The organism is Gorillibacterium terrae, assembly GCF_051594785.1.
GTDB lineage: Bacteria > Bacillota > Bacilli > Paenibacillales > NBRC-103111 > Gorillibacterium.
Window position 1 is genome coordinate 1,680,275 of the sequence record NZ_JBPPGI010000001.1, and the last position, 18,630, is coordinate 1,698,904.

Genomic DNA, 18,630 nt, shown 5'->3' on the forward strand with positions numbered 1-18,630 from the left:
GCGTAAAATGGCAAGTTCAGTCTATATAGACAGGAACGGAGGAGCTGCTTTGGATTTCGGAAGATTGATAACCGCTATGGTTACTCCCTTTGATCAAGAGCTGCGGATCGACTGGGAGCAGTTGGAACGGCTCGTCGAGTACCTGATTGTAGAACAGAAAAGCGAAGCGCTGATCGTCAGCGGCACGACCGGAGAATCGGGCACGCTTACCGATGACGAGAAGGAAAGCCTGTTCCGCGAGACGGTACGGCTGGCCGCCGGACGCTGCAAAGTCATTGCCGGAACGGGGAGCAACGATACCGCTCACAGCATCGAAATGACCCGCAAAGCGAAGAAGGCCGGAGCGGACGGCATCCTGTTGGTTGCGCCTTATTACATCCGTCCCAGCCAGGAAGGAATTTATTCGCACTTCAAAGCGGCAGCCGAGGCGTCCGACCTGCCGGTCATGCTCTACAACATACCGGGCCGCTGCGGGGTCAACGTCGAGCTCTCCACCGTCGAGCGCCTCATGGAGCTGCCGAACGTCGTCGCCACCAAGGAAGCGCATGAAGACCTGAACCACATCACCCAGCTGCTGCTCGCGGCAAAGCCGGGCTTCAAGGTGTATTGCGGGGAAGACGCTCTGACGCTGCCCTACTTGTCGGTCGGTGCGCACGGCGTGGTCAGCGTCGCCAGCCATGTCATCGGCGCCCGGATGAAGGAACTGATCGATACTTACTTGTCCGGGGATATCGTCCGGGCTGCGGCTCTGCACCGGGAGCTATATCCCGTGTTCAAAGGCTTGTTCTTCTGCCCGCACCGCGTCGCCAGTCCGGCTCCGGTCAAGAGCGCCCTGCAGCTTCACGGCTTCGAAGTCGGCGGAGTCCGGCTGCCGCTCGTCCCTTGCACGGAGGAGGAGGCCCGGTTTATCCGCGGGCTGTTCCCCGAACGGGCAATCGTCTGACCTTCCAGAATATGACTATCAGCCGGCGCCCCGTGGCGCCGGTTTTTTTGTAGGACTGCCGGCAGCGGCATGCGGAAGGCAGGCGCGGGCAACACTAACCCCATCGACGGAAATGGACGAAATGACGGGACAAGAGCGAGGCCCAAACGGACTCCCGGAGAAGGGAAACGGGGCCCCGCTTGTAATTGCCGATTGCCATCCTGTATAATGGTACCAAGTGACTGGTGCGGGTTCATATTCGGTTTGGCATATAAAATCGTCGTCCAATTCAAGAAGGAGGAACTGTTTTGGCAAAAAAGAACGCAGACAAGCTTCAGGTCTTTGCCCTGGGCGGCGTGGGCGAGATCGGTAAAAATATGTATTGCATCCAATACGGCAACGACATTGTCGTGGTCGATTCGGGATTGAAATTTCCGGAAGAAGACATGCTCGGGGTAGACATTGTCATTCCGGACATCTCTTATCTCATTGAGAATAAAGACAAGGTTCGCGGCATCCTGCTCACCCACGGACACGAAGACCATATCGGCGGCCTTCCTTACGTGCTCCGTCAGTTGAATGTTCCGGTCTACGGAACCAAGCTGACGCTGGGACTGGTGGAAGGAAAGCTGAAGGAAGCCGGTCTCCTTGGAGAAACGAAACGCATTCTGATCGATCCGAGCTCCGAGTTGACCCTCGGCGCTTTGAAGGCCAGCTTCTTCCGGACCAACCACAGCATTCCCGATTCGGTCGGGATCGTCGTGGAAACTCCGGAAGGCGTCGTGGTTCATACCGGGGACTTCAAATTCGACCAGACTCCGGTCAACGGCCAGTATGCCGACTTGCACCGCATGGCGGAAATCGGCAAGAAAGGCGTCCTGCTGTTGCTGTCGGATAGCACCAATGCGGAGCGTCCCGGCTATACGGGCTCGGAGAAGAGCGTCGGCGCTGAGCTGGTCGATGTCTTCCGCCGGGCGAAGCAGCGCGTCGTCGTAGCGACCTTCGCTTCGAACGTCCATCGCATCCAACAAGTCATCGACGCAGCCGAAATCAACCGCCGCAAGGTGACGGTAGTCGGCCGCAGCATGGTGAACGTCGTGAGCATCGCTTCCGAGCTCGGCTACCTGCGGATTCCGGAAGGCATGCTGATCGAGCCGGAGGAAATCAACAAGATGGCCGCCGACCGGGTTGTCATCCTTTCGACCGGCAGCCAAGGGGAGCCGATGTCGGCGCTCACCCGGATGGCGCGCAACACGCACCGCAAGGTGGAAATCCTTCCGGGCGACACGGTCGTCATCTCGGCGACGCCCATTCCCGGCAACGAGAAGTACGTCGGACGGACGGTGGATGAGCTGTTCCGTCTGGGCGCTCATGTCATCTATGGCCCCGGTTCGGTATCCGGCGTCCACGTATCGGGCCACGGCAGCCAGGAAGAGCTCAAGCTGATGCTTAACCTGATGCGCCCCCGTTACTTCATGCCGATTCACGGCGAATACCGGATGCTTCGCCAGCACGGGAAGCTGGGAGAATCCGTCGGCATAGCTCCGGAGGATATCTTCCTGACCGACAACGGCGACATTCTGGAGATTCAGAACGGCGTTGCCCGCAAGAGCGGGAAAGTGCAGGCCGGCAACATCCTTATCGACGGCCTGGGCATCGGCGACGTAGGGAATATCGTGCTGCGCGACCGGAAGCTCCTGTCGCAGGACGGCATCCTGGTCGTCGTAGTTACCCTGAGCAAGCAGGAGGGAACGATTCTCTCCGGACCCGACATCATCTCGCGCGGCTTTGTGTACGTGCGGGAGTCGGAAGGGCTGCTGGAGGAATCCAGCCGGATCGTCACCAGCACCCTGAACAAATTGATGAGCGAGAACGTGAATGAATGGGCTTCCCTCAAAACTCATGTGAAAGAAGCCCTGGGACGCTTTTTATATGAACAAACCCGCAGAAGGCCGATGATTCTTCCCATCATCATGGAAGTCTGAAGCCGAACCCCATCAGTCAGTCACTTGACCGTTACCGTATGACTTAACTCCTCGGACCCTCGTCCGGGGAGTTTTTTTGAGGTTCACGCCGGAACGGAAAACTCCGGGCATACTAGAGACATTGCCATTTTGCCCAAGGAGGGAATCCCGTGGAATTTCGCAGCGAACAAACGCCTCCCGAACAGCCGGAAGATCCCCGGCGCAGCCCGACGCTGGAAAACATTCAGCAGCTCGGCCAGATCAATGTCCCCACCGTGGAGAGCAACATCTTTTGCATGTCCGTGATCGGCCAGGTGGAGGGGCATATGATCCTGCCTCCGCAAAACAAAACGACCAAGTACGAGCACCTCATCCCGCAGCTCGTGGCGGCCGAACAGAATCCCCGAATCGAAGGTATCCTGATCGTGCTGAACACGGTCGGGGGTGACGTCGAAGCGGGGCTTGCCATCGCGGAGATGATCGCCAGCCTGTCCAAGCCCACCGTCACGCTGGTCCTCGGCGGCGGGCACAGCATCGGCGTACCGATCGCCGTATCGGCCGATTATTCGATCATCGCCGAGTCTGCCACGATGACGATCCATCCGATCCGCATGACCGGCCTCGTCATCAGCGTCCCGCAGACGTTCGAGTATCTGGATAAGATGCAGGACCGGGTGAACCGGTTTATCGTCGGCCACTCCCGCATCTCCGAGGAGAAGCTCAAGGAGCTGCTGTTTAAGACCGGCGAGGTCCCCCGGGATATCGGAGCGACCGTAGGCGGACCCGACGCCGTCCGATTTGGGCTGATCAACCAGGTCGGCGGCATCGGAGAAGCGATCGCTGAACTAAACCGCCGCATCGGGGAGCGGCGCAATTCCAGGGAGCAGGCGGAGGTGCCGCTGCAATGACCCTGCATACCATCCTTCCGCATGAGCTGGTGCTGGCCGGATGGGAGGAGGCCTCGTACGCTTACCAGGATGTGGTCATCGACGGCATCGGCATGCAGGTGGAGTTCCTCGGCTCCGCCCGCGCCAAGATTATCCGGCTGTACAGCGGCAATCTGTCCGATTACTTGAACCCCCTCTACGCGCCCGGGTCCATCATCCATTTCGGTCCGACGAACGCACGCGAATAAGCCCTGGGGAAGCGGGAGACGAGCTATCTGAATCTCCGTCCGATATGCTATAATGGCTGTCGGAGGTGAAAATATTGGCAGCGACACAACGCAAGCGCAAACGAGCCAAGAACCGGGCCAAATCCGTCCTGAAATATGAATTGTACGGAATCGGCATGCTGATATTTTCCCTGATCGCCCTGTTTCGGGCGGGATCGGTCGGCCGTTCGCTGACGATCCTCACCCGCTTCTTGGTTGGGGTTTTGGACTGGGTTATTCCGCTGGCGGTGATGTATATCGCCTTTTACGTCATGATCAACCGCGCCTGGCCGCGAAAATGGACGCCGAAGAAGACCGGCCTCTTGCTGTTCTTGGCCGGTTTTGTCCTGCTCATGGAAATGGCGATGATCCGCAGGCTGGTTCCCGCGCCGGGCGATGTGACGCCCTCGTTCATCTGGAACGAAACGTGGCATACGTTGACCGAGGGCATCCGCTCCTATCCGTCCGAGAACGATATCCTGTTCCGGCAGGTGGGCGGAGGGGTAATCGGGGCTGCGCTGTATGCGTCGCTCGATTACCTGTTCAGCTATGAAGGCACGGTCATCGTCGCCGTCGCCTTATTCGCGGTGGCGGTGATGCTGGTGACCGGCATCTCCTTCGTCGAAGTGGGACGCCGCATCCGCGCCTTCTTCCGGGCGGTGGGCCGCGGCATCGGCCGCAAGCTGGCCTTTCCCGCCAAGCGCGGCGGCAAGAAGCCGAAGACGGGCGGTACCCGAAAGCCCGCTTACCTGCGCGGATCGGTAAACGACGCGCCGTTTGACGAAGAAGACGACGAGGAGAACGCCGGAGCCGTACCGCTGCCGGTGCTGAAGCAGAAGGGCCAAAAGGCGCGCACGGTGGTGGACATCACGCCGCTCCGGGAGGGTGAACCGGAACTCTCCGGCTATTCGCCGGAGGAGGACAGCGGCGGTTTTCCGGAGGAAACGCCGCTGGTCCGCGATTTTCTCGACCATGTGCAAGCCTCCTCGGAGCCGGACGAGTTTCCGCCGCCGGCGGTTTCGGCACCTCCCGGCGGAGCCGCAAAAGCGGAGCCGGAGGGATTATCCGCCGGCGAAGACGCGGGCGAGGTCATGCTCAACCTGCAGCAGATGCCGCCCGCCAAGCCTTATCAGATGCCCGGTATGAACCTGTTGAGCCGGCCGGCGAACGCCGGAAAGGGCACGGAGCTCAGCGATTACAAGGCGAATGCCCGCAAGCTCGAAGCCACGCTGGAGAGCTTCGGCGTCCGGGCCAAGGTATTGGAGGTCGTTCGCGGTCCGGCGGTTACCCGGTATGAAGTGCAGCCGGACGTCGGGGTCAAGGTCAGCCGGATCGTCAGCTTGACCGACGACATCGCCCTGGCGCTCGCCGCGAAGGACATCCGCATGGAAGCGCCCATTCCCGGCAAATCCGCCATCGGCATCGAGGTGCCGAATTCCGAGGTATCCATCGTCACCCTGCGAGAAGTGATGGAGACGCCGCTCTTCCAGGATGCCGCCGCCAAGCTGACGGTCGTGCTCGGCCGGGATATATCCGGCCAACCGATCGTGGGGAACCTGGCGAAGATGCCTCACCTTCTGGTCGCCGGGGCGACCGGCTCGGGCAAATCCGTCTGCATCAACGGCATCATCACCAGCATCCTGTACAAAGCGAAGCCGGATGAAGTGAAGTTCCTGATGGTCGACCCGAAGATGGTCGAGCTGAACGTCTACAACGGCATTCCCCATCTGCTGGCTCCGGTGGTCACCGACCCTCGCCGGGCTTCGCTGGCCCTGAAGAAGATCGTGGTGGAGATGGAGAAGCGCTACGAGCTGTTCTCCAAGACGGGGACCCGCAACATCGAAGGCTATAACACGCATGTCACCGATCCGAACAACCCGACTCCGGAAGCGCCGCTGCCGCTCATCGTCGTCATCGTCGACGAGCTTGCCGATCTGATGATGGTAGCGGCGGGAGACGTGGAGGATGCCATCTGCCGCCTGGCCCAGATGGCCCGCGCCGCCGGCATTCATCTGATTATCGCCACCCAGCGGCCGTCGGTGGATGTCATCACCGGGGTCATCAAGGCGAACATTCCGTCCCGCGTCGCCTTCGGCGTCTCTTCCCAAGTCGACTCGCGGACCATCCTCGACATGGCCGGAGCCGAGAAGCTGCTCGGCCGCGGCGATATGCTCTATCTGCCCGTCGGGGCCTCCAAGCCGGTTCGCGTCCAAGGCGCATTCTTGTCCGACCAGGAGGTGGAGGCCGTCGTCACCTTCGTCAGCCATCAGGAGAAAGCCCAATACCAGGAAGACCTTGTTCCGCAGCTCGACGAGACTCCGGAACAGGAAGACGTGTTCGCCGACGAGCTGTACGATCAAGCCGTTCAGATCGTCGTCGAAGCCAAGCAGGCCTCCGTCTCTCTCCTGCAGCGGCGCATGCGCGTAGGATACACGCGCGCGGCCCGGCTGATCGATGCCATGGAGGCAAAGGGAGTCGTCGGCCCCTACGAGGGCAGCAAGCCCCGCGAGGTGCTGGTCTCCATCGAACAGTTCCAACAGAATCAACAGGCGCGCGCCACTTCTTAAGAGGCGGCGTTCCCGTAAAGCCCTGCCGATGCGGCAGGGCTTTTTTCGCATGGGGCGGGGAGAGGACGGCGGAATAGAAATTCCCGGAGGTTGAATACTAAGGCAGACAGAGGAACCACGAACAGGAAGGAAGGGAATGCGATGACCATGAAGAAATACCGGTACCTCATCCTCTCCATGGCGCTGATTTTGGTCTTGCTCGCCGTCGTTCAGCTCAAACACCCCGGGGGACAGGCGATGCAGCCGGCACAGGAAGTCTTCAGCAAGCAGATCGTCCGATATGGAGCGACGGGCTCGGATGTGTATGAGCTGCAGGGAAGGCTTGGCTACCTCGGCTTCTACACCGGTAAGCTTGACGGAATCTACGGCTGGCGAACCTTGAAGTCGGTCAAATGGTTCCAGAGCGAATTTGGCCTTCAGGTCGACGGGATTGTCGGCGGCAAGACCAAGCTGAAGCTGTGGGAAGCGACCAAGAACTGGAAGCCGACCGGCGCTTACAAAGAGGAAACCTCCTCCGCTCCGGAAAACACCGACTCCACGGCGAGCTCGCACCCGGGCATCAGCGAGAATGACCTCAAGATCATGGCGAACGCCGTCTACGGGGAATCCCGAGGCGAACCTTACCGAGGCCAGGTCGCCGTAGCGGCCGTTATCCTTAACCGGGTCGGGGATGCGAACTTTCCGAACAGCGTATCCGGAGTCATTTTTCAGCCGGGGGCGTTCACAGCCGTTGCCGACGGCCAAATCTGGCTAACGCCGAACGAAACCTCGAAACGGGCCGTTCAAGATGCGGTCAACGGGGTCGATCCGACCAACGGCTGCACGTATTACTTCAACCCGGAGACGGCCACGTCCAAGTGGATCTGGAGCCGTCCGCAGGTCATGAAGATCGGCAAGCATATCTTCTGCAAATGACGCACGCCGTCCCGTCCGGCTTCAGTCCGGAAGGAGGCGAGGAAAGAAGCGGCCGCTCGGTTGCTTCTTTTCTTGCGCAAGGAATATAATGGATAGACCAGTATCTATACAAGGAGAGTGCTTGGATTTGACGGAACCTGGATTTCGCCGAACCACAGTCGGGAACGTCCGGCTGCATGTGCTGCCGACCGATCGTTTCAAGACGTTCGCCGTGGCGCTGTATATGGGAAGCCCTCTGAGCGAGGAGGATGTTACCCCGAACGCGGTGGCTCCGTTCGTTCTGCGAAGGGGAACCCAGTCCTATCCGACCACCCAGCTGTTTCGGGAGAAACAGGCGGATCTGTACGGAGCCGGCTTCGGCTTCGACATTTACAAACGGGGAGATTACCAGCTCGTTCAATTCCAGCTCGATATCGTCGACGACCATTATGTAAGCGAGAAGGAATCGCTGCTGCGCCAAGGCTTGCAGTTTCTCGGCGAAGCGGTGACCAAGCCCGCCCTCGAGGACGGCCATTTCGTGGCCAAATACGTAGAGGACGAGAAGGAAACGGTGCGCAAGAAGCTGGAGTCCATCATCAACGACAAAGCCCGCTATGCGGCCGAGCGATGCATGGCGGAAATGTTCCGCAACGAACCGTATCGGCTGCATCCGCTGGGTACCCTCGACGCGATTCCCGCGATCACCCCGGAGTCACTCTATGCTCATTACCGGAACACGCTGAAGAGTGCGCCGATCGATTTGTATATCGTCGGCAACACGACCGTCGAGGAAGCGAAGGCGCTGGTGGAGGAAGCCTTTGATTTTCCGGATGGAACCGCATCCCCCGCCTACCACAGCTCTTTTGCTCCGGCCCAGGTGGACCAGGTCCGAACGGTCGTCGAAAAGCTGGATGTGAATCAAGGAAAGCTGAACATGGGCTTGCGCAGCGGGATCTCCTACGGGGACGACCGCTATACCGCCGCCTTAATGTACAACGGAATTCTTGGGGCCTATCCGCACTCGAAGCTGTTTCTCAATGTCCGGGAAAAGGAGAGCCTCGCCTATTACGCGGCATCCCGCTACGACGGACATAAGGGGATCGTCACGATCCAGTCGGGCATCGAAGTCGGCAATTACGAGAAGGCAGTACGGATCATTCGCCAGCAGCTTGACGATATGAAGGCCGGCAAGTACAGCGAGACCGAGCTGAACCAGACGAGAGCGATGATTCTCAACCACCTGCAAGAGATCGGTGACTCGGCTTTTGAAATGATCGCGTTTGATTTCAATACCGTGCTGTCGGGCAAAGAACGGACGGTGGATCAGATCGCCGAGGATATCCGGACCTGCACGCCGGAGGCCATTCAGGAAGTGGCGCAGACCGTGGAGCTGGACACCATTTATTTCCTGAGCAACCGGGAGGGGGAATAAACCGATGGACGTCATCGAGATTGAACGCTTGCAGGAGAAGCTGTACAAGGAAGAGCTTCCGAACGGACTCACGGTTTATGTGCTGCCCAAACCCGGCTTCAGCAAGACCTTTGCCACCTTTACAACCGACTTCGGCTCCATCGACAACCAGTTTCGGACGAACGACGGCCGAAAGATGCGAGTGCCGGACGGGATTGCCCATTTCCTCGAGCACAAGATGTTCGAAGAGCCCGAAGGCGATATTTTTGCCACCTTCGCCTCCCACGGGGCTTCCGCCAACGCCTTTACGGGCTTTGAACGGACGACTTATCTGTTCTCGGCCACGGATCACGTCTACGAGAACCTGCTCACCCTGGTCGATTTCGTCCAACATCCGTATTTCACTGATCAGAACGTGGAAAAGGAAAAAGGGATCATCGGCCAGGAAATCAAAATGTACGAGGATAATCCGGATTGGCGCTCGTATTTCGGCTTGATCGCCGCCATGTACCGCGATCACCCCATTCGGATCGACATTGCCGGAACGGTCGAATCCATATCCCGGATCGACAAGGAAACCCTGTACGAGTGCTATCACACCTTCTATCACCCGAGCAACATGATCCTGTTCGTGGTCGGCGGAGTCGATCCCGAGAAGGTGCTTCAGCTCGTGCGCGACAACCAGGCCGCCAAAACGTTCGGCCCCCAAGGGGAGATCGAACGCTTTCAACCCGAAGAGCCCGCCGAAGTCGGCGAGAAGAACGTCGTCGTGTATTTGCCGGTCTCGCTGCCGAAGATGTACTTCGGCTTCAAGGAACCGGCCGGCGTTCCGAAGGGAGAGCGGCTCGTTCGCCGCGAGCTGGCGGCGAAGGTGATGCTGGACGCCCTCATCGGCCCGAGCACGCCGGTATATCAGACGCTCTACGACGAGCGGCTCATCTCCGATTCCTTCGGGCATGAATACAACATCGCCCCGGACTATGCCTTCTCCGTCATCGGCGGCGATACGCCCGATCCGGACCGGCTGCTCGCCCGCTTCCGCGAATTGGTCGAACCGCTTATCGCGGCCGGCATTCAAGCGGCCGATTTCGAACGCACCCGCCGCAAGCGGATTGGCTCGTATCTGCGGATGCTCAATTCGCCGGAGGCGATTGCGAACGAATTCACCCGGTTCCGCTTCAGCGGCGGCAATTTGTTCGAGCTGCTCCCGCTCTACGATTCGCTGACGCTTGCGGAGATCAACGACCTGCTGCGCGAGCACTTCGACTGGGGTCGCCTTGCCGTCTGCACGGTCAGAAGCGAGGAAGCATGAGCAAAGCTTTTCCCGAGCAGACCGTGTTGATCACGGGAGCAAGCCGCGGCATCGGCGCCGCGATCGCCGAGCGGTTCGCCACCGCCCGGTTGAACCTGATCCTTCATTATTTGCAATCGCACGAAGCGGCCAACGAAGTGGCTCGCCGCTGCATGGAGCTGGGTTCGCGGGTTCTGACGGTATCCTGCGATATCCGGTCCCGCGACCAGCTCCGGCAAATGAAGGACAAAATCGCCTCGCACGGGTTTGCGCCGCCGGATATTCTGGTCAACAACGCCGGAGTTTCCCATTACGGCCTCCTGGCGGACTTGACGGACGACGAGTGGGACCGCGTGCTGGACATCAACCTGAGGGGCTCGTTCCTGACCACCCAGTTGTTCATGGAGGAGATGGTCCGCCAGAAGTATGGGCGGATCATCAACGTGTCCTCCATCTGGGGCCTCACCGGAGCCTCCTGCGAGGTCGCCTATTCCGCCGCCAAGGGCGGACTGAACGCGTTCACCAAGGCGCTGGCCAAGGAGCTGGCTCCCTCCGGCGTTACCGTGAATGCCGTTGCGCCCGGTCCGGTGGATACCGAAATGATGAAGGGCTTCAGCGATGCGGAAAAGCAGGCGATCGAGCAGGAGATTCCGGCCGGCCGGTTTGCCCGTCCGGACGAGATCGCATCGCTGGTTTATTACCTGTCGCTTCCCGAATCGGGGTACATCACCGGCCAGATCGTCAGCGCAAGCGGCGGCTGGGTGACCTGAAGCCCGCCGAGTATCCGGTTCATTCCCGCATAAGCCTGCCCCTCCGGGGAATCCTAAGGATTGCTTTCATCCTAACCGAGAGGAGCTGTCCATCGATGGCAACGGTACTCAAATCCTTCGACAAATGGAAGAGCTTTTTGGGCGACCGCGTGGAAGAAGCGGAACGGGTCGGCATGAACGACCAGACGATCATCTCGCTCGCTACGCAGATCGGCAATTACCTGTCGGACAAAATCGATCCGGAAAATCAGGAAGAACGGCTCTTGAAGCAGATGTGGGACGCAGCGGACGAGCAGGAACGCAAGAGCATCGCCTGCGTCATGTTCAAGCTGGCCAAGAACGCCTGATCACCGGTTCGCAAGTGGTTCCCGACGGCGCAAGACCTCCCAGGCAAGACCGGGAGGTCTTCGCCGCTTCTGGGGAAAGCGAGAGTTCCCGCCCCGTGCTATTGAAGCTTGGTGTCTTATCCTGTAGAATAATGAACGAAACCATTTCTCTTCAGGAACGGGTGTTTTTTTGTGGAAATGAAGCAGTGGTACATGGAATACAAAATTCATAAGAACCGTCCGGGCCTCTTGGGCGACATCGCTTCGCTCATGGGGATGCTGGAAATCAACATCATCACCATCAACGGGGTGGAAGACCGTACGCGGGGCATGCTGCTCCAAACCAACGACGATGAGAAGATCGAGCTGCTCGGGCGGCTCCTGCAAAAGGTGGACAATATCACCATCAACGCCCTCCGGGCGACCAAGCTGGTGGATATCCTGGCCGTTCGTCATGGCCGCTACATAGAACGCGATTCCGACGACCGCAAGACCTTCCGGTTCACCCGGGATGAGCTTGGCCTGCTCGTGGACTTCCTCGGGGAAATCTTCAAGCGGGAAGGCAATCAGGTCATCGGGCTTCGCGGAATGCCCCGCGTGGGCAAGACCGAATCGATTATCGCCGGCAGCGTCTGCGCCAACAAGCGCTGGACCTTCGTCTCCTCAACTCTGCTTCGCCAGACGGTTCGAAGCCAGCTGTCCGATGACGAGATGAACCCGGGCAATGTGTTTATCATCGACGGAATCGTTTCGACCATCCGCTCCAACGAGAAGCATTTCAGCCTTTTGCAGGATATCATGAAGGCTCCTTCCACCAAGGTGATCGAGCATCCGGATATCTTCGTCCGCGAATCCGAGTATGATTACAGCGATTTTGACTATATCATCGAATTGCGCAATACGGTGGACGAAGTCATCTCCTACGATGCGTTTGCCGATCAATACGAAGGCTTTTGAATCCTTTCGGCGGCTTAAGCCGTCTACTTTAGAAGAGGACTAATCCAAGGGAGGTGACTTTCGTGTTCGAACTTGGCCAGATGCTCAAGAAGGCGAGGCTCGACAAGGGCATTTCGATCGACGATCTTCAAGAGATGACCAAGATCCGCAAACGGTACCTGGAAGCGATCGAGGAAGGCAACTTCAAGGTGCTTCCCGGGAATTTTTATGTCCGCGCGTTCATCAAAAGCTACGCCGAAGCGGTCGGACTGAATCCGAACGAAGTTCTGGGTTTATATAAGAACGTGATCCCCTCGCCGATGCCGGATGCGGTGCAGGAGCCGCTTCGCCGAAGCCGCTCCAAGCCCAAGGTGTCGATCAAATGGGGGAGCTGGGTGACCGGACTCCTGCTGTGGGCGTTTTTCATCCTGATCATCGGAGTGCTCTACTATTTCATCAGCAGGGACACGAACGACCCGGGCAAGACGCTGTCGGACCGGGATCAGAACAAAATAACCGAGAAGACCCCCATGCCGACCGCAAGCGGCATCAGCGCCGTTCTGCCGAGCGAGACGGCGACTGCGACTCCAACGCCGACTGCGACCCCGACGCCTACGCCGGAGGCGGCCGTGAAGCTGATCAAGTCGGTCGGCTCGACCGATTATTATGAGATCAGCGGACCGGCCTCCATGAAGCTCGACCTCGAGATTATCGGAGACGCCTGCTGGTTCAGCCTGGAGTCGCTTAACGACGGCAAGAAGGAATTGGTGGAGCAGGCTTCGCTCAAGGGCGGCGACAAGCGCAGCTGGGAATCGACCAAGGGGCTCTTCCTCCGCCTGGGACGGGCCAACGCCGCCAAGGTGACCGTCAACGGTCAGGACCTGCCGGTTGGGCCGAACCCCAGCACGAAGAAATTCCAGATCGAATTCAGCACCGACTCCGGAGCCGCGGGCGCCACGAACTCTCCGCAGGGTTCGGGAGACGGGGCTACGACCAAGCAAGGGAGTGAGACGGGTGGCGAATGACAATTCGTTCGACGTGGTATCGAAGATTGATATGCAGGAGCTGAATAACGCGCTGAACCAGGCGAATCGGGAGCTGGAGACCCGGTTCGATTTCAAGGGCAGCAAGAGCAGCATTACGCTCGAGAAAGAAGAGCTGATTATCGTCTCCGACGACGAGTTCAAGCTGCAGAACGTGCTCGACATTCTAACCTCCAAAATGGCCAAGCGGGGCATCTCGCTGAAGAACCTCGACTACGGCAAGGTAGAGCCTGCTTCCGGCAGTCTCGTTCGGCAGCGGATCAAGCTCCGTCAGGGAATCGATCAAGAGATCGCCAAGAAAATCAACATCATGATCCGCGATTCGAAGCGCAAGGTAACGAGCCAGATCCAGGGCGATCAGATTCGGGTTTCCGGCAAGAGCCGCGACGACCTGCAGGCGATCATCCAACTGCTCAAGCAGGCCGATCTGCCCGTCGAGCTGCAATTTTTGAACTTCCGATAAGCGGGCAACTTTGGGCGCGGGGCCGCCGGTTTACTACAGAAACCGGCGGCCCCGCTTGTTTTGACACGTTTTCGGGCATGTATTATACTTGTAACGATAGTTTAAGGGACATCATTGGAGGCTCCGCCATGACTGAAAAGATCAAGGTGGTTACGCTCGGCTGCGAGAAAAATCTCGTCGATTCCGAGATTATGTCCGGCCTCGTTCATGAGCGCGGCTTCGCGCTGACGGACAAGTCGGAAGAGGCGACCGTAATCATCGTCAACACCTGCGGATTTATCGATGCGGCCAAAGAAGAATCGGTGAACACCATTCTGGAGCTGGCCGATCTCAAGGAAACCGCGGAGCTTAAAGCGCTCATCGTATCCGGCTGCCTGACGCAGCGGTACAAGGAAGACCTCCTGAAGGAGATGCCGGAGATCGACGGGATCGTCGGCACCGGCGACTTTGATAAGATCAACGAAATCATCGACAAAGCGCTCGAAGGCCAGAAGCCGGCTTATGTCGGCAATCCGATTTTCAACTATGAACAGAAGCTGCCGCGCAAGCTGTCCACCCCGAGGCATACGGCGTATGTGAAGATCGCCGAAGGCTGCGACAATGCCTGCACGTTCTGCAGCATTCCGCTCATGCGCGGAGCTTTCCGCAGCCGCTCGATGGAATCCGTCGTCGAAGAGGTTCAAGGGCTTGCGGAGCAGGGGGTCAAAGAAATCAGCTTGATCGCCCAGGATTCCACGCATTACGGCATGGACCTGTACGGCGAGCACCGGCTTCCGCAGCTCATCCGCCGGATCAGCGAGGTGGAAGGCATCCGCTGGGTTCGCCTGCACTATGCTTATCCGGGATTCTTCACCGATGAGCTGATCGAAGAGATCGCTACGAACCCCAAAGTGTGCAACTATATCGACCTTCCGCTGCAGCACAGCGAGGATGCCATATTGAAGCGCATGCGCCGTCCCGGCAGGCAGCGCGACAGCCGCGAGTTGATCGCCAAGATCCGCGAGCGCGTTCCCGGCGTATCCCTTCGCACCTCCCTTATCGTCGGCTTTCCCGGAGAGACCGAGGAGGAATTTGAACGGCTGGTGGATTTCGTCAAGGACGTCAAGTTTGACCGGCTCGGCGTGTTTACCTACTCCCAAGAAGAGGATACGCCGGCATCCCGGCTGCCTCATCAGGTACCGGAGGACGTGAAAGAATACCGAGCCAGCCGCCTGATGGAGATCCAGCGCGAAATCGCCAAGGAAAAGCACGGAAGCCTGATCGGACAAGTCATCGATGTCCTGATCGAGAAATATGACGGCCGCAATGACATTTACGTGGGCCGCTCCCAATTCGACGCTCCGGAAATCGACGGAGAAGTCTTCGTGGCGGGATGCCGGACCAGCATCGGGGAGATCGCCAAAGTGCGCATAACACATTCGTTTGAGTTTGACCTATCCGGGGAGGAAATCGCATGAACCTGAACCTTCCCAACAAGATTACGCTGGCTCGGATTTTTCTCGTGCCGATCATCGTCATCTTCCTGCTGATCAACACCAACTTTCCGACGATCAAGATTCCGGATTCGCATTTCACCATCACGTACAATGAGATCATCGGCGCGCTGATCTTCATTCTGGCGGCCAGTACGGACAGCCTGGACGGGTATATCGCCCGCAAGAACAAGCTGGTCACCAACCTCGGGAAGCTGCTCGATCCGCTGGCGGATAAGCTCTTGGTGACCGCCGTCCTGATCTGCCTCGTCGCCCTGGACAAATGCCCGGCCTGGATGGCGATCGTCATCATCAGCCGCGAATGGGCGGTTACCATGCTGCGGCAGATCGCCGCGCTGGAAGGCCAAGCGCTCGCTGCAAGCAAGTGGGGCAAATGGAAAACGGCCACGCAGATCACCGCGATCATCGCCCTGTTGATCAATAATTTTCCGTTTGCGCTCGTGAATTTTCCGTTCGCACAGATCGTCATGTGGATTGCCGTTTTGATCACCATCTACTCGGGTATCGACTATTTCGTCAAGAACAAGAATTTGTTGAATCTTGAACACGCCTAATGCAGCCGCTCTTCTTCTGCGGCTTCCTGCTTGCTCGGCATCAGCCGAAGGGGGAAGCGCGGAAGGGGAGCTTTTCTTTCCTTCGGTTCGCCCGGAAGCGGCTGGAGCTTCTCGAAGGAATCGCCAACGAAAGGGGTACGGTAAAATGAAAGCGGAATTGATCGCCGTCGGAACCGAGCTCTTGCTCGGCCAGATCGTCAACAGCAACGGGCAATACCTGTCCCGGCAGTGTGCCGCCCAAGGGGTGGATGTCTATTATCAAACGGTGGTGGGCGATAATCCGGAGCGGCTGAAGCAAGCGTTGGCCGCTGCGGAAGACCGTGCCGACCTCATTATCTGCACCGGAGGTCTCGGCCCTACGCAGGATGACCTGACCAAGGACGTTCTGGCCGAGCGCCTGGGTCTGCCGCTGATCGAAGACCGAGATGCGATGGAGCGGATCCGCCGGCTTTTCGCCGAGCGGAATGCGGTGATGGTGGAGAGCAACGCCCGGCAGGCGATGACGCTTGAGGGCAGCGAGACCCTTCCCAACGATACCGGGCTTGCCGTCGGAACGGCGGTCTCGAAGGCAGGCAGGCACTACGTGCTGCTTCCCGGGCCGCCCAAGGAAATGAAGCTCATGTTCGAGAACTATGCGCTTCCCTGGATCCGGGAGCGGATGAGCGGCGAGCAGCCGCTGTTCAGCATCATGCTGAAATTCGCAGGCATCGGGGAATCGAACCTGGAGCATGCGCTGTTGGATTTGATTCAAGCCCAGACCGATCCCACTATCGCGCCCTATGCGAAGGAGGGGGAAGTGACGATCCGGCTGACGAGCCGCGCGGCCTCCGAAGCGGAGGCGAGGGCCAAGATGGAGCCGACGAAGGCCGAGATCGCCCGCCTAGTCGGCGAATATCTCTACGCCGAAGAGGAGGCGTCCATCGAAGAGGTCATCCTACGGCTGCTCAAGGAGCGCAGCCGTACGCTGTCGGTGGCGGAAAGCTGCACGGGCGGCCTGCTGTCCGACCTTCTTACCGCCATCCCGGGCAGCTCCGGCAGCTTCAAGGGCGGAGTGGTCTCCTACTCCAATGAGCTGAAGGCGGCGCTGCTTGGTGTGCCTGTGACGCTGCTGGAAGGGCCTGGGGCGCCTGGCGCGGTCAGCCGGGAGACGGCCCGCGCCATGGCGGAAGGTTTGCTCTCGCGGACGGGAACGGATTATGCCGTTTCCGTTACCGGCGTGGCCGGACCGGACTCCTCGGAGGGCAAGCCGGTCGGACTGGTGTATTTCGGCGTAGCGGAAGCGGGAGGCCCGACGGAAGTCTTCGAAGCCCGCTTGAACGGCAACCGCGAGACGATCAAGCTTAAATCGGCCAAATCCGCTCTCTACCATCTGTGGAGACGGCTCGGCGGCCAGGGACGATGATATAAACGGATCTTAAGATCCAATGAGCCAATCAAGTGTAATCGGAACGACATGCCGTCTGTGCAGGCGCGAACCGTGAGGTTCCGTCCCCTATAAATCCGTTTGACGGGCTTCGCGGACGGACGGTATAATAACGGCAAGGACGGACAGCGGAAGCACCGCGGCGAAGAATCGATTCTTCGCCGCGGTGCTTGTCGTTTGGCGGACGTTCAAAAAAATACGAATATATGTTCGAAAAATGCTTGGCAAACGCTTCGGAATCGGGTAAAATAAACCTATAAAGCGAGAAGGATGTGAGTCGATTGTCAGATCGTCGCGCGGCGTTGGAAATGGCACTTCGCAACATTGAGAAACAGTTCGGCAAGGGGTCCATCATGAAGCTCGGGGAATCCACGCACATGCAAGTGGAAACCATTCCGAGCGGCTCCCTGGCACTTGATATAGCGCTCGGAACCGGCGGGTTCCCGAGAGGCAGAATTATTGAAATCTACGGACCGGAATCCTCCGGTAAGACGACCATCGCCCTGCATGCGATCGCTGAGGTTCAGAAGACAGGCGGACAAGCCGCCTTCATCGACGCCGAGCATGCGCTCGATCCGCTCTATGCCCGCAAGCTCGGCATCAATATCGACGAGCTGCTGCTGTCGCAGCCGGACACGGGCGAGCAGGCGCTGGAGATTGCGGAGGCTCTCGTCCGCAGCGGCGCCGTCGATATTATCGTCATCGACTCCGTAGCGGCGCTTGTGCCGAAAGCGGAAATCGAAGGCGAGATGGGCGACTCCCACGTCGGCCTTCAGGCGCGCTTGATGTCTCAGGCGCTGCGGAAGCTGTCCGGCGCCATCAACAAATCGAAGGTAATCGCCATCTTCATCAACCAGCTTCGCGAGAAGGTCGGCGTTATGTTCGGCAACCCGGAGGTTACGCCGGGCGGACGTGCCCTTAAATTTTACTCCAGCGTGCGCCTGGACGTTCGTCGCATCGAATCCCTCAAGCAGGGCAACGACGTGATCGGCAACCGCACGCGGATCAAGGTCGTCAAGAACAAGGTGGCTCCTCCCTTCAAGCAAGCGGAAGTTGACATGATGTACGGCGAAGGCATCTCCCGAGTAGGCACCCTCGTCGATATGGGCACCGAGATGGACATCGTCGACAAGAGCGGCGCCTGGTATTCCTATGAGGGCGAACGCTTGGGCCAGGGCCGCGAGAACGCGAAACAGTTCCTCAAGGAAAATCCGAAGATCGCCGATGCGATCGAACAGAAGATTCGCGAGAACAGCAACCTGACCACCTCGGTTCCGGCTGCCCAAGACGACGAAGAGGAAGAGCAGGACGAGTTGACTTTCGAATAAACCGGAGAAGGCGTCCCGGCCTCTAGGGACGTCGCCATCCGTACCGCTTGAACCTCGATGCCGCGCCGGTGCGAACCGGTTGCGGCATTTAC

Annotated in this window: 17 protein-coding genes; all 17 read left to right on the top strand. The window is 58.9% G+C overall.

Going from position 1 to position 18,630, the window contains the following annotated elements; translation table 11 throughout:
- The first annotated feature begins 49 nt into the window (after positions 1-49).
- The 17 genes from dapA (at position 50) to recA (ending at position 18,538) form a co-directional block, all read left to right on the top strand.
- Positions 50-943 carry a 4-hydroxy-tetrahydrodipicolinate synthase gene (gene dapA, locus ACSEXS_RS07310; protein WP_438432503.1) on the top strand — a complete coding sequence of 298 codons (894 nt, stop codon included), beginning with the start codon at positions 50-52 and terminating at the stop codon, positions 941-943.
- Between the two features lie 287 nt (positions 944-1,230).
- Complete coding sequence (locus tag ACSEXS_RS07315; protein ID WP_438432504.1) at positions 1,231-2,907, top strand: ribonuclease J; 1,677 nt, start codon at positions 1,231-1,233, stop codon at positions 2,905-2,907.
- A gap of 149 nt (positions 2,908-3,056) precedes the next feature.
- Positions 3,057-3,794 (top strand): ClpP family protease, encoded by a 738-nt coding sequence (locus tag ACSEXS_RS07320; RefSeq protein WP_438432505.1) that lies wholly within the window; start codon positions 3,057-3,059, stop codon positions 3,792-3,794.
- On the top strand, positions 3,791-4,021 hold the full coding sequence (locus ACSEXS_RS07325) for a YlzJ-like family protein (RefSeq protein ID WP_438432506.1): 231 nt from the start codon (positions 3,791-3,793) through the stop codon (positions 4,019-4,021). Before ACSEXS_RS07320 ends, ACSEXS_RS07325 begins: the two co-directional genes overlap by 4 nt.
- A gap of 74 nt (positions 4,022-4,095) precedes the next feature.
- Positions 4,096-6,606 (top strand): FtsK/SpoIIIE family DNA translocase, encoded by a 2,511-nt coding sequence (locus ACSEXS_RS07330; protein ID WP_438432507.1) that lies wholly within the window; start codon positions 4,096-4,098, stop codon positions 6,604-6,606.
- A gap of 141 nt (positions 6,607-6,747) precedes the next feature.
- Positions 6,748-7,521 carry a spore cortex-lytic enzyme gene (gene sleB, locus ACSEXS_RS07335; RefSeq protein WP_438432508.1) on the top strand — a complete coding sequence of 258 codons (774 nt, stop codon included), beginning with the start codon at positions 6,748-6,750 and terminating at the stop codon, positions 7,519-7,521.
- Between the two features lie 127 nt (positions 7,522-7,648).
- A complete protein-coding gene (gene yfmF, locus ACSEXS_RS07340; RefSeq protein WP_438432509.1) occupies positions 7,649-8,932 on the top strand; it encodes an EF-P 5-aminopentanol modification-associated protein YfmF in 1,284 nt (427 codons plus the stop codon).
- 4 nt (positions 8,933-8,936) lie between these two features.
- Entirely contained in the window at positions 8,937-10,223 is a 1,287-nt protein-coding gene (yfmH, locus tag ACSEXS_RS07345; RefSeq protein WP_438432510.1) for an EF-P 5-aminopentanol modification-associated protein YfmH, read from the top strand.
- Positions 10,220-10,972 (top strand): elongation factor P 5-aminopentanone reductase, encoded by a 753-nt coding sequence (gene ymfI, locus ACSEXS_RS07350; protein ID WP_438432511.1) that lies wholly within the window; start codon positions 10,220-10,222, stop codon positions 10,970-10,972. The genes yfmH and ymfI overlap by 4 nt, the downstream gene beginning before the upstream one ends.
- Before the next feature lie 95 nt (positions 10,973-11,067).
- Complete coding sequence (locus tag ACSEXS_RS07355; protein ID WP_438432512.1) at positions 11,068-11,319, top strand: DUF3243 domain-containing protein; 252 nt, start codon at positions 11,068-11,070, stop codon at positions 11,317-11,319.
- 171 nt (positions 11,320-11,490) lie between these two features.
- On the top strand, positions 11,491-12,255 hold the full coding sequence (locus ACSEXS_RS07360) for a DUF3388 domain-containing protein (RefSeq protein WP_438432513.1): 765 nt from the start codon (positions 11,491-11,493) through the stop codon (positions 12,253-12,255).
- Between the two features lie 62 nt (positions 12,256-12,317).
- On the top strand, positions 12,318-13,259 hold the full coding sequence (locus ACSEXS_RS07365; protein ID WP_438432514.1) for a helix-turn-helix domain-containing protein: 942 nt from the start codon (positions 12,318-12,320) through the stop codon (positions 13,257-13,259).
- The gene (locus ACSEXS_RS07370; RefSeq protein ID WP_438432515.1) at positions 13,249-13,740 is read left to right on the top strand and encodes a YajQ family cyclic di-GMP-binding protein; all 492 of its coding nucleotides are present in this window, start codon (positions 13,249-13,251) and stop codon (positions 13,738-13,740) included. The genes ACSEXS_RS07365 and ACSEXS_RS07370 overlap by 11 nt, the downstream gene beginning before the upstream one ends.
- Before the next feature lie 128 nt (positions 13,741-13,868).
- Positions 13,869-15,197, top strand: a complete 1,329-nt coding sequence (rimO, locus tag ACSEXS_RS07375) for a 30S ribosomal protein S12 methylthiotransferase RimO (RefSeq protein ID WP_438432516.1) — start codon at positions 13,869-13,871, stop codon at positions 15,195-15,197.
- Between the two features lie 2 nt (positions 15,198-15,199).
- Entirely contained in the window at positions 15,200-15,787 is a 588-nt protein-coding gene (gene pgsA, locus ACSEXS_RS07380) for a CDP-diacylglycerol--glycerol-3-phosphate 3-phosphatidyltransferase (protein WP_438433105.1), read from the top strand.
- 145 nt (positions 15,788-15,932) lie between these two features.
- Complete coding sequence (locus tag ACSEXS_RS07385) at positions 15,933-17,189, top strand: competence/damage-inducible protein A (protein ID WP_438432517.1); 1,257 nt, start codon at positions 15,933-15,935, stop codon at positions 17,187-17,189.
- 302 nt (positions 17,190-17,491) lie between these two features.
- Positions 17,492-18,538: a recombinase RecA gene (gene recA, locus ACSEXS_RS07390; RefSeq protein WP_438432518.1), complete on the top strand. Its 1,047-nt coding sequence runs from the start codon at positions 17,492-17,494 to the stop codon at positions 18,536-18,538.
- Positions 18,539-18,630 lie beyond the last annotated feature (92 nt).

Bases quoted from the DNA above. Each gene is read 5' to 3' on its own strand.
- ymfI (WP_438432511.1), top strand. From the start codon at position 10,220: ATGAGCAAAGCTTTTCCCGAGCAGACCGTGTTGATCACGGGAGCAAGC.
- yfmH (WP_438432510.1), top strand. From the start codon at position 8,937: ATGGACGTCATCGAGATTGAACGCTTGCAGGAGAAGCTGTACAAGGAA.
- sleB (WP_438432508.1), top strand. From the start codon at position 6,748: ATGACCATGAAGAAATACCGGTACCTCATCCTCTCCATGGCGCTGATT.
- rimO (WP_438432516.1), top strand. From the start codon at position 13,869: ATGACTGAAAAGATCAAGGTGGTTACGCTCGGCTGCGAGAAAAATCTC.
- ACSEXS_RS07385 (WP_438432517.1), top strand. From the start codon at position 15,933: ATGAAAGCGGAATTGATCGCCGTCGGAACCGAGCTCTTGCTCGGCCAG.
- ACSEXS_RS07355 (WP_438432512.1), top strand. From the start codon at position 11,068: ATGGCAACGGTACTCAAATCCTTCGACAAATGGAAGAGCTTTTTGGGC.
- ACSEXS_RS07325 (WP_438432506.1), top strand. From the start codon at position 3,791: ATGACCCTGCATACCATCCTTCCGCATGAGCTGGTGCTGGCCGGATGG.